At 42.5% G+C, this 15,468-nt stretch carries 14 protein-coding genes and 1 tRNA gene; 8 read left to right on the forward strand and 7 right to left on the reverse strand.

Annotated elements, in window-relative coordinates; translation table 11 throughout:
• Positions 1-6: 6 nt before the first annotated feature.
• On the reverse strand, positions 7-456 hold the full coding sequence (locus ACRZ9O_RS06140; protein ID WP_459457384.1) for a nuclear transport factor 2 family protein: 450 nt from the start codon (positions 454-456) through the stop codon (positions 7-9).
• A gap of 5 nt (positions 457-461) precedes the next feature.
• Positions 462-911: a nuclear transport factor 2 family protein gene (locus ACRZ9O_RS06145; protein ID WP_459457386.1), complete on the reverse strand. Its 450-nt coding sequence runs from the start codon at positions 909-911 to the stop codon at positions 462-464.
• 150 nt (positions 912-1,061) lie between these two features.
• Here ACRZ9O_RS06145 and ACRZ9O_RS06150 point away from each other — a divergent pair, with 150 nt between their 5' ends.
• A complete protein-coding gene (locus ACRZ9O_RS06150; RefSeq protein ID WP_459457388.1) occupies positions 1,062-1,973 on the forward strand; it encodes a helix-turn-helix domain-containing protein in 912 nt (303 codons plus the stop codon).
• Positions 1,974-2,543: 570 nt separating this feature from the next.
• On the opposite strand, the gene ACRZ9O_RS06155 is transcribed toward ACRZ9O_RS06150, so the two are convergent.
• Positions 2,544-2,620 (reverse strand) — tRNA-Asp (locus ACRZ9O_RS06155).
• A gap of 75 nt (positions 2,621-2,695) precedes the next feature.
• Here ACRZ9O_RS06155 and ACRZ9O_RS06160 point away from each other — a divergent pair.
• The 7 genes from ACRZ9O_RS06160 to ACRZ9O_RS06190 all read left to right on the forward strand — a co-directional run bounded on the left by ACRZ9O_RS06160 (position 2,696) and on the right by ACRZ9O_RS06190 (position 8,813).
• The gene (locus ACRZ9O_RS06160) at positions 2,696-3,223 is read left to right on the forward strand and encodes a DinB family protein (RefSeq protein WP_459457390.1); all 528 of its coding nucleotides are present in this window, start codon (positions 2,696-2,698) and stop codon (positions 3,221-3,223) included.
• Positions 3,224-3,231: 8 nt separating this feature from the next.
• Positions 3,232-4,005, forward strand: coding sequence for a diaminopimelate epimerase (gene dapF, locus ACRZ9O_RS06165; RefSeq protein WP_459457392.1), 774 nt, complete (start codon positions 3,232-3,234; stop codon positions 4,003-4,005).
• 1 nt (position 4,006) lies between these two features.
• The gene (locus tag ACRZ9O_RS06170; RefSeq protein ID WP_459457394.1) at positions 4,007-5,743 is read left to right on the forward strand and encodes a phospho-sugar mutase; all 1,737 of its coding nucleotides are present in this window, start codon (positions 4,007-4,009) and stop codon (positions 5,741-5,743) included.
• A 227-nt stretch (positions 5,744-5,970) separates the two neighbouring features.
• Positions 5,971-6,420, forward strand: a complete 450-nt coding sequence (locus ACRZ9O_RS06175; RefSeq protein WP_459457396.1) for a PIN domain-containing protein — start codon at positions 5,971-5,973, stop codon at positions 6,418-6,420.
• On the forward strand, positions 6,417-6,599 hold the full coding sequence (locus tag ACRZ9O_RS06180; RefSeq protein WP_459457398.1) for a hypothetical protein: 183 nt from the start codon (positions 6,417-6,419) through the stop codon (positions 6,597-6,599). Before ACRZ9O_RS06175 ends, ACRZ9O_RS06180 begins: the two co-directional genes overlap by 4 nt.
• Before the next feature lie 202 nt (positions 6,600-6,801).
• Positions 6,802-7,617: a phytanoyl-CoA dioxygenase family protein gene (locus ACRZ9O_RS06185; RefSeq protein ID WP_459457400.1), complete on the forward strand. Its 816-nt coding sequence runs from the start codon at positions 6,802-6,804 to the stop codon at positions 7,615-7,617.
• Positions 7,617-8,813 (forward strand): Gfo/Idh/MocA family protein, encoded by a 1,197-nt coding sequence (locus ACRZ9O_RS06190; RefSeq protein ID WP_459457402.1) that lies wholly within the window; start codon positions 7,617-7,619, stop codon positions 8,811-8,813. Before ACRZ9O_RS06185 ends, ACRZ9O_RS06190 begins: the two co-directional genes overlap by 1 nt.
• Here the strand turns inward: ACRZ9O_RS06190 and ACRZ9O_RS06195 are convergent.
• From ACRZ9O_RS06195 to ACRZ9O_RS06210, 4 genes are all read right to left on the reverse strand, one after another.
• Positions 8,805-10,397, reverse strand: coding sequence for a peptide chain release factor 3 (locus ACRZ9O_RS06195; protein ID WP_459457404.1), 1,593 nt, complete (start codon positions 10,395-10,397; stop codon positions 8,805-8,807). The two genes, ACRZ9O_RS06190 and ACRZ9O_RS06195, sit on opposite strands and share 9 nt — an antisense overlap.
• 106 nt (positions 10,398-10,503) lie before the next feature.
• Positions 10,504-11,952, reverse strand: coding sequence for an amino acid permease (locus ACRZ9O_RS06200; protein ID WP_395618630.1), 1,449 nt, complete (start codon positions 11,950-11,952; stop codon positions 10,504-10,506).
• A 66-nt stretch (positions 11,953-12,018) separates the two neighbouring features.
• Positions 12,019-14,949, reverse strand: coding sequence for a protein translocase subunit SecDF (secDF, locus tag ACRZ9O_RS06205; RefSeq protein ID WP_459457406.1), 2,931 nt, complete (start codon positions 14,947-14,949; stop codon positions 12,019-12,021).
• A gap of 135 nt (positions 14,950-15,084) precedes the next feature.
• The gene (locus tag ACRZ9O_RS06210) at positions 15,085-15,414 is read right to left on the reverse strand and encodes a hypothetical protein (RefSeq protein WP_459457408.1); all 330 of its coding nucleotides are present in this window, start codon (positions 15,412-15,414) and stop codon (positions 15,085-15,087) included.
• Between the last annotated feature and the right edge of the window lie 54 nt (positions 15,415-15,468).

Here is a 15,468-nt window from a genome sequence, read left to right on the forward strand (position 1 = left end):
TCAAATTTAATGTTTTATCTGATGCGTATCACGCACGCTACTAAATGTCAATGCGAGCATCTTCCAATCATTCCCTTGTTTTTGGTAGACTTCCGTCACCGTAAACTCCGTAACCGCCACTTGTTCCCGCACGATAGCATCTAATGTAATGCGATTCCAAACGATCGCTGCATTCCCTACGATCTCCACCGCTGTATCTTTCACTGTCGCTTTTTTATACCAAATGCGCCCCGTTTTAATGATGTCCAATTCTTCGTCTTTCTTCCAAGTTCCGCTCATGTGAACGAATTTGGCTTTAGCATCGAACAGTTTTTCTAGTTTATCGACGTCCTTGTCTGACATCCATTGCCACTTGTTCATCGACAATTGGATCAATTCTTTTTCTGCAGCGGTCTGTGCAAAGGAAGATGAAATAGAAACGAGCAAGATGCTCAATAAGAATACTAGCTTTTTCATGTGTTTTATTGTTTTAATTTAACTGGTCGAGATAAATGAGAGAATGTTAATTGAGCCATTTTCCATGTATTATTTTCCAATACATATACTTCAGTTACCATAAATGGATTCGTCACAACGTTTCCCCCTACTTGTGCAACTAAATCGATATCGCTCAATAAAATGGCCGTAGTGCTATAGAATTTTACATTGGTAGAATACACTTCCGCTTGTTTATACCAAATAAAACCAGCTTTGATGATATCCACTTCACGCGCTTTCCCCCAAGTTCCTCCCATGTGAACAAACTCGCACTTTTCATCAAACAAATCCGCCAACTTATCGGCATCTTTGTTGGCCATCCATTGCCACTTATCTTTCGATAATTGTTTGATCGTTTCGTCCGAATTTGTTTGCGCGAAAGCATTGGTGAGTATCAAGAGCATAATGCTCAAGAATAATGCGATTGATTTCATAGATTTATTGTTTATGCTACAAATTTCAAACTTCCTTCGAACAACCAAGTAGATAAATTCCGGGATTTTCTACCATTTTTACGGATTGAGAATATTCGAAGTTTACATCTATTCGATAATTGGTAAATTCGATCATTCAATTCAATTCCTATGGAAAAAAACTTGCTCATTAATAATATTGCAGAATTCAACAGTAATAACAATCACAAGACTCTTCATCCCCTAGTGTCTGTTTTGGACTATTCCAAAGCAAACATCCGTGATTGGGGCGATGCAGATACCATTCGATTTCAATATGGTCTATATAGCGTTATATTAAAGGATGTCCAATGTGGCGACATTCGGTACGGCCGACATACCTATGATTACCAAGCCGGTACTTTAGTTTTTTTCGCTCCGGGTCAGGTGGCAGAAATCCAAAATACAAAGATTCCCTACCAACCCATGGGACATGGATTAATCTTTCACCCCGACTTGCTGATAGGAACAAGTTTGGGTCGAAATATGTCCCAGTATAAATTCTTCAATTACGAATCCCACGAGGCATTACACTTATCCGATGATGAGCGCCAAATGATATTGGACTGTTTTGCCAAAATCGAATTCGAGCTCAAGCAACCCATTGATAAGCATTCGAAGAAGTTGATTGTCTCAAACATCGAATTGTTTTTAGGTTATTGCCAGAGGTTCTACGACCGACAATTCATCACGCGGGAACATGTGAACAAGGGTATTTTGGAACGATTCGAAACCTTAATGAACAACTATTTTGAATCTGATCAAGCCCAAGTTTACGGCATCCCATCCGTTAGTTATTTCGCGAATGCCCTGCATTTGTCGGCTAATTACTTTGGAGATTTGGTCAAAAGAGAAACCGGTATAACGGCCAAGGACTACATACAAAACAAGACCATCGACGTGGCAAAAAACCGTGTATTTGAATCCGAAAAAACGATCAATGAAATTGCGTTTGAAATGGGCTTCAAATATCCACAACATTTCACGCGCTTGTTCAAACAACGCGTGGGTCAAACGCCCAATGAGTATAGGTCATTGAATTAATTCTTAATACCTTATTTTACATTCTCCAATAAGGGATTCTGCTTTGATAACTATAGTTTAATGAGAAATTCAAATTAGGAAACCATATTCACAGCAATTATTAGATCGAGTGGGTAAATAGTTTATACTATATTAAATAAACTATCTTATAACTACCTTCATTCTCAAATTCCAGCATTCAATTATGAAACATACCTAATATCGAGATAACATACATTAGGTCTTTCGGTGATCTTTCAATAATTCTATTTTCATTGGGGTCAAGATGAAAATATTCTTACAGCCTAAACATCATACCATTGACGTAAATTAGAGTTAAATGATTTACATCGTTTCATTTTAAATGAAGTTCGATCTTTGGCAGTTCCAATCAAAGGCGTCAAATTAGCTCTATGTTAATCAAATGATGTTTGTTTGTGTTAGTGGTGATAGGTTCGATAGAGTTATCAAATCTATTAACTTCTACATTATTTTATACTTCTAGTGATTTTGTTAAAATCCCATTTGTAGCACCCCATTTAGCACCGGGCATAAAAAAAGTCCCTGAAAATCAGAGACTTAATTTGTAGTTGGCGGTCCGGACGGGACTCGAACCCGCGACCCCATGCGTGACAGGCATGTATTCTAACCAACTGAACTACCGGACCGTCTTGTAATTAGTGGCACAAAATTAGGGAATTTATGCTTTGAAACAATACCTTTGATTAAAAAAATAAGAAAATATGCACGTACCTGCTAGCTATGAATACCCGAATGCTCCGTACTTCGCTGAATATCTGAACTTTGAGGCAGATGAAAATTTGTTTGAAGTGTTCAATAATCAATACAATGAATTGATTGAAATCTTTGAAAACGCAGATAAAAGTCAGGCAGACAAAGCCTATGCCCCTGGAAAGTGGAGCCTAAAGGGTTTGTTAGGCCATATGGTGGATACAGAAAGGATTGTATCATACCGGGTTTTGGCGATATCCAGAGGTGAAAAAACACCCTTACCAGGTTTTGATGAAAATGAGTACCAAGCTGCCTCGGAATATGAAACACAAGATGCGGAAGCTATTGTGGCGCAGTACAAAGCTACAAGAACAGCCACATTAGCGCTTTTACATTCTTTCTCGACGAAACACTGGAACCAAATGGGTGAAGCGAACGGCAAAAAAACCAGTGCAAGAGCCTGGGCTTGGATGATCGCTGGACATGAAAAACATCACCTTAGGATAATTAAGGAGCGGTATTTGAGCCAAATTTCTTAAATTGCCCCATGCATTTTTACAAATACCAAGGAACTGGAAATGATTTTGTGGTGGTCGACGACCGCTCAAAGACTTTTGGCCTGAATCAGGAGGAGATTGCTTTATTATGCCACCGCCGTTTTGGAATAGGGGCTGATGGATTTATGCTTTTGCAAGAAGCAGAGGGCTATAATTTCAGAATGATTTACTATAATTCAGATGGGACCGAGGGAACGATGTGTGGTAATGGCGGACGCTGTTTAGTTCGTTTTGCGGCTGACCTAGGTATCGTTACAGATAAGGCAAACTTTATCGCAGTAGATGGACCGCATTTGGCCTATATTACTCCAGAGACCATCTCCTTGCAAATGATGGATGTTCCGGGAATCGAACAGCACAACGATGACTATTTCACGAATACGGGTTCTCCCCATTTCGTGCGTTTTACGAACCAGGTGCAGTTTTATGATGTCAAAAACACGGGCGCAGCGATTCGCTACTCCGAGGCATACCAGCCTATTAATGGTACGAATGCAAACTTCGTTGAAAAATTAGATGACCAAACCCTCTTCGTGCGCACCTACGAACGCGGCGTGGAAGACGAAACGTATTCGTGTGGTACGGGCGTGACGGCGGCGGCTTTAGTGGCCAAAACATTTAAAAACGTACAAACTCCTATTAAAATCAAAACCCTAGGTGGCGAGTTAGCGGTCAATTTCGACGGCGACGCCATCACCGGTTTTACCAATATTTTCTTGATCGGCCCGGCTAAACAAGTTTTTTCCGGCACAATTTCCGCATAATATGACCTTAGATTCGACCACGCAACAAACGATTGACCAATGGCTTTCAGGCCCTTACGACGCTGATACCAAGGCAACTATTCAAGATTTGATCGCGAAAGGCGACCAAACGACTTTGACGGACTCGTTCTACAAATCCCTGGAATTTGGGACAGGTGGGATGCGCGGTGAAATGGGTGTAGGCTCGAATCGAATGAACAAATACACGGTAGGCGCTGCCACTCAAGGCTTTGCGAACTACCTGAATGCCTCTTTACCAGGCCAAAAAATCAAAGTTGCCATCGCACACGATTCCCGTAACAATTCACCCGAATTCACGCGGATTGCTGCAGATATTTTCACAGCAAACGGAATTGAAGTCTATTTATTCCCAGCTTTGCGTCCCACCCCACAACTTTCCTTCACGGTGCGCCATTTAGGCTGCCAAGCAGGATTAGTGATCACGGCGTCGCATAACCCCAAAGAATACAACGGCTACAAGGCCTATTGGTCTGATGGATCTCAGGTCGTTGCCCCTCACGACAAAAACATCGTGAAAGAGGTGAACGCCATCACGAGTATTGCAGACATTAAATTCGAAGGAAACGATGCCTTATTGCACCTATTAGATAGCACAATCGACGAGGCCTACTTACAAACGATACTAGTTAACTGCCGCCAGCCGGAAGTGATCAAACGCCAAAAAGACCTTAAAATCGTCTTCTCCCCTATTCACGGAACGGGAATTACGTTAGTTCCACCTGCGTTAAAATTATTAGGGTTCGAAGCGGTGACGGTTGTAGAAGAGCAGGCGATTCCGAACGGAAACTTCCCTACGGTGATCTACCCGAATCCGGAGGAGAAAGAAGCCTTGACTTTGGCATTAAACAAGGCCAAAGAAATCGATGCCGACCTCGTCATCGCCACAGACCCCGACGCAGACCGCGTGGGAGCCGCTGTGAAAAGCCCAGACGGCGAATGGGCCCTGTTAAACGGGAACCAAATGGCCAGTCTAATCCTGTATTACTTGTTAAAAGTATCGGATTTAAAGGGCAACGAGTTCGCCGCGAAAACGATCGTAACGACCGATTTAATCGACAAAATGTGCGCTTCTAAAGGCGTGCCTTGCTATAATACCCTGACCGGATTCAAATACATCGCCCAAGTCATCCGCGAATTAGAAGGAAAAGAAAAGTTCCTAGGCGGCGGAGAAGAGTCTTACGGCTATTTAATCGGCGATGCCGTCCGCGATAAAGACGCGGTGGCCTCATGCGCGATGATCGCAGAATTAACAGCTTACGCGAAAGATCAGGGCAAATCGCTCTTCGACTTCCTAGCCGAGATGTACGTAGAAAACAATTTCTACTACGAGGGCCTTATTTCATTGACCAAAAAAGGAAAAGCAGGCGCCGAGGAGATCAAACAAATGATGATCAACTTACGCTCGAACGTCCCAGCCACCGTGGCAGGCTCTAAACCAGTTCGCGTTTTGGACTACGAAGGATTAGTTTCAACGGATCTATTAACTGGCGAAACAACACCTATTAAAGTAGGTTTAGGCATCGAAGCTTCGAATGTGATTCAATTAATTCTAGCCGACGGATCGAAAGTTTCCGCTCGTCCATCGGGTACGGAGCCTAAAATCAAGTTTTATGTTTCTGTAAACGCTCCTTTAGCTTCTGCGGCAGACTTCTTCAAAGTGTATGCGGAGTTGCAGAAGAAGGTGGGGGTGATTCAGGGGGATTTAGGGTTGGTGTAGAGTAGAGATTATAGAGTAGAGAGTAGAGATGGTGGATTTTTTAATCTATACTCTATTCTCTCTAATCTACAATCTTACTTTCATCTCCGCAGGAGATTCCAACTTTATGCTTTGTGCTTTCAATATTTTCTGTGTTACAAAAAGAATGATAATTGAACTAGATTATCAGTTAGATCTATTCCCACCAATTAAAATTTGATTTCATTGCTGAACATTTAATTTCTCAAATGATTCAGCGCTACTATTTTGATACTTCCATATTCGGTGGATTTTTTGATCCAGAATTTTCTAAAGAAACGAAGCAAATTTTTGATCTTGTATTAGAAGGTAAAATTTTGTGCATCTACTCTGATTTATGCGAAGAAGAATTAATTCAAGCTCCAAGTCGAATAAGTAAATTGGTAGAAAAAATCCCAATAGAATTCAAACATAAAATTATAGTAACTCCAGAGTGTCTCGAATTAGCAGCCCATTATATTAAACACGAGGTAGTGGGCTATACAAGTTTGGACGACTGCATTCATATCGCTACAGCTACTTTATATGGAGTAGATGCGCTCTTAAGCTGGAACTTCAAACATATTGTAAACTCAGATAGAATTACTGGTTATAATCACGTAAATTCAGCCTATGGTTACGTTAAAATTCCAATTAAATCCCCAAGGGAAATCATATGAAAAAGGAATTGCAAGTAAATGAATGTTTTGACACAGTTAAAACTTTCCGTCGTATCAAAACAAAAATCAGTCTTGAGATGAAAGATTTGACACCTAAACAAATTTTATCAAGACTTGCAATAGCTAGCAAGGAGTATGAATTAAAAATCAAAGCACAAAGCATAGAGCATAAAGAATAAAGATTTAATAAAAAAGGGGCTTAGGTCCCATTTTTATTTATTCAGAAACATTTCTAACGTTCATCTCCGCAGGAGATTCCAACTTTATTCTTTGTGCTCTATTCTTTATGCTTTAATCTATAATCTCTACTCTATTATCTTCCAAACCCGGGATACAACCTATTGAAATAATCCATAAATTCAGCCAACAAAACCGAAAACTATGTTAACTGAATCTCAAATCCTTGCCTACAAGCAGGATGGTTATATCCAGGTTCCCCACTTTTTTTCTAAAGAGGAAATTGACCTGTTATTTCAGGTGGCGACGGATGAATCCGTTGTTAATCACGCCTTTGACCTGAATGATCAAACAGGTAAAAAAACAAAATTGACGCTTTGGTTTACGGCAGGAGATGATTCTTTTGGACTGATGTCGCGTTGCAAGCGGATGGTTACTTCCGTTCAAAGCCTATTGGGTGAAGGTGAGGTTTGTCATTTTCACTCCAAAGTCATGCAGAAAGAACCGCGCGTAGGTGGTGCTTGGGAATGGCATCAGGATTATGGCTATTGGTATAAAAATGGGTTTCTTTTTCCTGAGTCGATGCTATCGGTGATGATTGCGTTGACGGATGCGACGATTCAAAATGGCTGCCTTCAAGTACTAAAAGGAACGCATCATATGCAGCGAATTGAACACCATTTTGCGGGTGAACAACAAGGCGCTGATATGGTTTTTGTGGAAGAGGCGGAGAAGGTTTCAGAACTTGTCTATTGCGAATTAAAGGCGGGGGATGTGCTTTTTTTCCATCCAAATTTGCTACATAGATCAGAAGCGAATTTGTCCGATAATGCACGTTGGTCCGTTATATCGGCCTATAATTTAGCGTCAAACAAACCGTTTTTAGAGAAAAATTTATCCTGTATTACTCCTATCCATATGGTGCCAGATGAGGCCATTTTAGAAAGCGGAAAGAAAGCAGTGATTGGAGCGGACTTCCTGGCTAAAGAAGAAGAGATCACGTTAAAAATTAACAAATAATGGCTAAAATATGTATTCTGGGTGGAGGTTTCATTGGTAGATTCTATGCCGAATCCCTTTGTGGCAGACGAAGCAAAGATAGCGTCACCGTCGTTTATTCAAGAAAGGAATCCACAGCCGCTCGGTTTGCGAAGGATTATGACGTTCCTCATTATTGTACCGAAATGGAGGATGCGATTGCGCATGCGGAATCTGAATTTGTTGTTATTGCCTTACCTAACTATTTGCACGAAGAAGCGGTCATGCTTTGCGTGAAACATAAAAAGGCGGTATTGTGCACAAAACCCTTAGGCCGAACGGCTGAAGAAGCGCTGCGCATGACGTTGGCCTGTGAAAAAGCGGGTGTTTTTGCGGGGTATTTAGAAGACTTGTGTTATACGCCTAAATTTTTAAAATCAGTTAAAAGTGTGGAAGATGGGGCGATAGGAAGAGTTCTTTGGGCAAAATCCAGAGAGACACATCCTGGACCACATGCCGATTGGTTTTGGGATATGGAGAAAGCGGGTGGTGGTGCCGTGATTGATTTAGGTTGTCATTGCATCGAGATTGCGCGTAATTTTATCGGTAAGGATGTGCTTCCAGTGGAGGTTATGTGCTGGGCAGATACGCAGGTAAAACCGATTGATGCGGAAGATCACGCGATCGGTTTGGTTAAATATGAGAATGGGGCCATCGGTCAATTTGAAGTTTCCTGGACGTTTAGAGGCGGAATGGACTTGCGGGATGAGGTGATGGGGACCGAAGGGACTATTTGGGTTAATTCATTCCTAAGGACAGGTTTTGAGATGTTTACGAGTGGGAATACAGATAATTATGTGGCCGAAAAAGCAGAAACGAACGTAGGTTGGCAATTTCCGGTGGGCGATGAAGCGCACGAGTTAGGCTATCCTACGATGTTCAATGATATGTTCGATGCTTATGAAAAAGGGCTTCAACCGCGCGAAACGTTTTATGATGGATATGTAGTCAATGCGATCATTGATGCCGCTTATAAATCTGCCAAAACAAAACTTTGGGAACCTGTTCAACTCCCAGAATGGCGTGGAAAAAGAGGACTAACGAAGCCGTCTGTCTACCAGGATTACGATGAAAAGCATTGGCTCATCAAAGAAGAAATTCTTCCGAATGGCGACAAGAAAATTATCGTGAAAGATAAATCAACCGGTGTTATCTCAGAAATAACGCAATTAAGCTAATTTAAATTCGCTGGTAAAGTGGAATACAATCTCCGGATTGTTCGTTTGATTCATGCGAAGAATCCAGTCAGATTCCGCTAAGAATACGTAATTGCCGTCTTTGTCTTGGGCGATGTTTTGGCCTTTTAGGCGAACGAATTCTTGGAGTTTCTTCGGGTCTTCAGAAGTGATCCAGCAGGCTTTAGTAACAGACATTCCTTCGAAACGACACTTCGCGCCATATTCATGCTCTAAACGGTATTGAATTACTTCGTATTGAAGTTCTCCTACCGTGCCCACGATCTTACGGTTTCCGAGCTGCGGTTGCAAGAATAATTGAGCCACCCCTTCGTCCGTTAATTGGTCGATCCCTTTTTCGAGCTGTTTGGCCTTCATCGGATCTAGATTAATTAACTCCTTGAAGATTTCAGGAGAGAAGGATGGAATGCCTTGGTAGTTCAATACTTCGCCCTCTGTGAGGGTGTCACCGATTTTGAAATTACCTGTATCGTATAGACCCACTACGTCGCCCGGGAAGCCTTCTTCGATGACCTCTTTATCTTGAGCCATGAAGTTGTAGGGATTTGCGAAACGAACGTTCTTCTTTAAGCGAATATGTTGGTAGAAGGTATTACGTTTGAAAGTACCGGAGCAGATACGCAAGAAGGCGATTCTATCGCGGTGTTTCGGGTCTAGGTTCGCGTGGATTTTGAAGATGAATCCAGTGAATTTCTTCTCTTCTGGTTCCACGGTACGGATATCCGTTCCACGCGCTTGCGTAGACGGTGCGATGCGGGTAAATGTATCTAATAGTTCTTGAACGCCAAAGTTATTCACAGCAGAGCCGAAGAAAACAGGAGCTATATCACCAGAAAGGTAATCGTTGCGATCAAAGGGTTCGTAAACTCCGTCGATTAACTCGACGTCTTCACGCAATTGATTCGCATCGCGGTCACCCACGCGAGCATCTAAATCAGGGGAATCGATGTCGACAGCGACGACTTCTTTTTCAATTTTGGTCTTATTCGCTGAGAATAAATTCAGTGATTTCTCCATCAGGTTATATACGCCTTTGAAGTTTTGGCCCATATTAATAGGCCAAGTCAATGGGCGCACCGAGATGCCTAATTTTTGTTCTAATTCGTCCAAAAGATCAAACGGGTTTTGGCCTTCGCGGTCCATCTTATTAATGAAGATGATCACGGGAGTCTTGCGCATCCGGCAAACCTCCATTAAACGCTCCGTTTGCTCCTCCACACCCTTCACACAGTCTATCACCAAAATCACAGAATCCACCGCCGTTAAAGTACGATACGTATCTTCTGCGAAGTCCTTGTGACCTGGCGTATCCAGGATGTTGATTTTTAATTGATTGTACTCGAAGGTCATTACCGAGGTCGCGACCGAGATTCCACGCTGACGCTCAATCTCCATAAAGTCAGAAGTAGCGCCTTTCTTAATCTTGTTCGATTTTACGGCACCGGCTGTTTGGATCGCTCCCCCGAAGAGAAGCAATTTCTCCGTCAATGTGGTTTTACCAGCATCGGGGTGAGAAATAATCCCAAAGGTTCTGCGTTTCGCAATTTCAGTTACAATCTGACTCATTCGTTCTTCATTAAAAATCAAGGTGCAAAAATACGCTAAAATAGGGGGAATTAAAAGGGCAAAAAAAAGCCGGGGCTGTCGCCCCGGCTCCTTTTCATTGAAAGAATTACTCTCTCGTATTCAAGTGAGACTTGGGTCTACCGTACAAGAAGTAAACCACTAATCCAAACAATAACCACGCAATAGCAAAGATTTGCGCTGTGCGGCCTAAGTTCAAGATTAAGAAGGTGTTCACTATGATACCTAGTGGAGCGATAATATTTAAGCCAGACACTTTGAATGGTCGGTCACGGTTTGGATCTCTGAAACGAAGAATCCAAACGGCTAAACACACCATCGTGAAGGCAAATAACGTACCGAAACTCGTCATATCTCCTAATAATGAAATTGGAGTGAAACCGGCTACAATAGAAACAACAGCTCCTACTAAGATGGTTGACTTATAAGGAGTTTTGAACGTAGGGTGAACCTCTGCGAAGAATTTTGGCAATAACCCATCTTTCGCCATGCCCAAGAACACACGCGTTTGACCTAACATCATCACTAACATGACCGATAATAAACCGGCTGTCGCTGCTGCTGTGATAACAAATACGGCCCAAGGTTGACCCGCTTGATCAAATGCAAAAGCTACTGGAGCCTTTAACGCATCACCCGTGATATCTTTGTAATTCATCATCCCCGTTAACACTAAAGAAACCGCGATGTATAATACCGTACAAATTAAAAGTGACGCAATGATCGCGAAAGGCATATCCTTCTTCGGATTGATCGCCTCGCCAGCTTGTGTAGACACAGCATCAAAACCGATATAGGCAAAGAAGATCGCAGACGCTCCTGAGATGATACCACCCCAGCCATAAGCCGGAAGCATTTCACCACTTTCGTGTTTCACTAATGTCTCTTCCGGAATGAACGGAGTCCAGTTCGCTACATCGATATAGAACGCACCCATGATGATCACAAAAAGGATCACGGCTACTTTCAAGACTACGATTAAGTTGTTAGCGCTCGCTGCTTCTTTGATACCCTTTACGAGAATCCAAGTCACAAACCACACAATCACTAAAGCCGGTAAATTCACCGCAGCACCACCGAAGGTAACCGGATCATTCGTTAAATTAGCTGGTAAATGTATCCCGAAGAGATGGAGGAGTTTATTAAAATATCCAGACCAACTCACGGCGACCGTCATCGCACCCATCGCATATTCAAGGATCAATCCCCAACCGATAATCCACGCAAATAACTCCCCTACCGTTCCATAAGCATACGCATAGGCGCTACCTTCTACCGGCAACATCGCTGCAAACTCTGCATAGCAAAGTGCCGCGAAAATACAGCCAATCCCTGCAATCACGAAGGATAAAGCTAAGGCTGGACCCGCATGGTAATGCGCCGCCGTACCTGTTAAAACGAAAACTCCACCACCGATGATCGCACCGATACCGATCGCAGTCAAACTCCATTTACCTAATACACGCTTGAGCTCACTTTTTTGCATGTCTTGCTCAAACATATGCATGGGTTTCTTTCTCCAAATGCTGTTATTCATAGTCGATTTAAATTAGATGAAATATAAAAAATGCTGGTCACCCCTTCGAGCAACCAGCAGAACAAATTATTTCTTTTCTTTCTTCGAAGTTCCGAAGTCAATCACAATCGGTGCCGCCACGAAAATAGACGAATAAGCACCGAACACAACCCCGATAAACATCGCGAAAGAGAAACCTCTTAACACGTCACCACCGAAGATTAATAACACCGTTACTACCAAGAATACCGTAGTCGCTGTCATTACCGTACGAGACATCGTGTGGTTAATCGATTCGTTAATCGTTTTGATCATCAATTCTTTGTTACCTAAATCAGCATCCAATCCGATCTCCTCGCGGATACGGTCAAATACGACCACGGTATCATTGATCGAATAACCAATCACCGTTAATACCGCCGCGATAAATACTTGGTCGATTTCTAATTCGAAGCCAAACAAACGAACGATACCTACCATACCTAATACCACTAGCGTATCGTGAACTAAGGCTACAATACCACCTAATGAATATTGCCATTTACGGAAACGAATCAAGATGTAGATAAAGATCGCGATCAAGGCATAGAAGATGGACACGAATGATTGTGTCAAAATATCATCGGCCACCGTCGCTCCTACTTTGGACTCCGAAAGAACCTTAGGTCCTTGTGCAGAGAATTGCTTCAAACCTGTTTCTAAAGCTGTACGAACTGTATTATTCGCGGTCATAGACTCATCTTCTACTAAGTAAGACGTCGTAACTTTTAATTTCGTAGCACCGTTAAAGGTCTTCACCTCTACGCCTTTTCCACCGAAATCATCCGCTAAAGCTTCCTTCACTTTGTCAGTCGGAACCGCTTGATTGAACTCAACTACGTACGAACGACCACCTTTGAAATCCACACCTAAGTTAAATCCACCTTGCATGAATAAAACGATAGCACCTACAGCGATTAATGACCAAGAGAACCAATACGAATACTTACGCTTTCCGATGAAATCGAAGTTCATTCCTTTGAATAGATCACGTGAAATAAATGTTTCGAATGTCATTTCTTTCTCTTTACCTGCTTTGATCGCACGTTTCGCCATCCAATCCACTAAGATGTGGGAAATATAAACCGCTGTAAATACAGACGTTACAAGACCAATACAAAGTGTTACTCCGAAGCCTTTCACAGAACCTGACCCGAAAATAATCAAGATCACACCGATCAATATCGTCGTGATGTTACCATCCAAAATCGCGCTCAATGCTTTCTCGTAACCTACGTTAATCGCATCCAATAAGCCTTTTCCTTTGTGTAATTCCTCACGAATACGCTCGTTAATCAATACGTTCGCATCGACCGCCATACCTAAGGTTAATACGATACCTGCGATACCTGGAAGCGTTAAAGCTGCTTGGATTTGGACTAAAACACCTGCGATAAAGAAGACGTTAAAGAACAAGGCTAAGTTTGCCATCCAACCTGGAGTACCATAGTAACCGATCATAAAGACAATCACTAATAATAATCCCAAAGCCATGGACATATACCCTTGGTTGATCGACTCAGCCCCTAAAGATGGACCGATAAACGCATCTTCCACGATACGCGTAGGAGCTGGTAATTTACCTGCTTTCAATACGTTCGCTAAGTCTTTTGCCTCTTCTACTGTGAAGCTTCCGGAGATCGAAGAACGACCACCTGGAATCTCACCATTAATCACTGGAGCAGAATACACATAACCATCTAAAACGATCGCGATACGACGTCCAATATTAGCACCTGTTAAGTTTTTCCAAATACGAGCACCCGTTCCGTTCATCGCCATCGTTACTTCTGCACGACCCGCTTGATCGAAATCTTGCGCTGCATCGGTAATCACATCACCCTCTAATGGAGCTGATTGACCTTCGCCTTTTTTCAATGCCTCTAAAGAAAGGATTTCGTCGCCATTCTTAGCTGGAATTCCTTTCGCTGCCCAAGCAAACGTTAAGTTAGCTGGGAACATCGCTTTCACCTCTGCACGCGCAAATAAAGCATTTACACGAGCCGTATCTTTTACATATACACCGATGCTGTTTCCTAAAGGCAAGAATAATTTCGCCAAAGCCGAACCTGCAGACGTATCTGCTTTCGCTTTTCCTGAATCTTTCGTAGCTGGAGCTGCCGCTAATTTATTAGCTAATGCATTAGTCGCCGTATCCTTAGCTGCTGGAGCCGCCGCTGGTGCAGCCGCCACTGGAGCTTTTGCTTCTCTGTCTAATAAATCACCTAGCGCATTTAATCCACCGCCATATTCGTTCAATTCATAGCATTCTACGAATTCTAATTTCGCTGCACCTGATAATAACTTGCGCGCACGCTCTGGATTCTCCACACCTGGTAATTCTACCTGAATACGGTTCGTACCTGGAAGACGTTGAATATTCGGGTTAGCTACACCGAATTTATCGATACGTGCTTGGATGATCTTATAAACGCGATCCACTGCACCGTCAATCTCTGCATCGATCACCTTCTTCACTTGTGAATCAGTCGATGTAGACGAGATTTTACCGCGGTTCACTGAATTAGCGAATACGGATGCCAAAGTTTGGTTAGGAGCTGCCTTCGCGAATTCTTCGTAGAACAATTCGTTAAACGATTTAGTCGAAGTCGCTTGCGCCGCACCCGCCGCTGCTAATGCTTTTTCGAATGCTGGATCGTTTGACTTACCTGATAAAGCACGCAAGATTTCCGCTGGAGAAACCTCTAAAACCGCATGCAAACCACCTTCTAAGTCAAGACCTTTTTGCAACGCATACTGAGTCACTTCTTGTAAAGTATATCCGATATATACGGGTTGTTTCCAAAGGGAATCAATGAAATGTAAACGCTTCGCCGCATCTACTTTACCATCTGCTGAAGTAGCATATTGGATGGCTTGTTCTTTTAATTGATTAGACTTCCACGTAAACGAAAGGAAGAAAATACATAAGGCTGAAATAATGGTAGACAGCCAAATAATGGCACTTTTGTAACGCATAACTTAAATGGTTAATGGTGAATGGTAAATGGTAAATAAATGGTAAATGGTGAATGGTGCCTCCGGACTTCGGACTACCTCCTTATGGACTTATCCCCTCCGGACTTCGGACTCATTCCCTTCGGACTCATTGCCTCACGGCGCCAGAGTGGCTATAAATTGGGTAAATAAAATGCGTAAAAATTGCGTACGATGAGTGAATGTAGGCAATTTGATGGCTTGCATCGAGCGCGCAACGAAGATTTCCGTAGGGCTCGTGAAGTTCCAATCTTGGGGAAAATCGAGTTGTAGGTTGGTTGCAGATTGATAAACGTTCTGTTCTGCCTTGACAATCGTTTGCTTAGAAGTCTTCTCCGTCTTTACTGCTCCTGTTTCTACTGCGAACAGTGAAATAGGCTTAGCCACGAGCCAAAATAGCACGGGGATAAACAGAATAAGATGGGATATTTTAACCTTCTTTTGCATTGTGAGTAGCAAAAATAGGATATTTTTCTTAGAAATCAATTCTACGGGTAATTT

Source organism: Aquirufa sp. HETE-40SA (assembly GCF_054558635.1).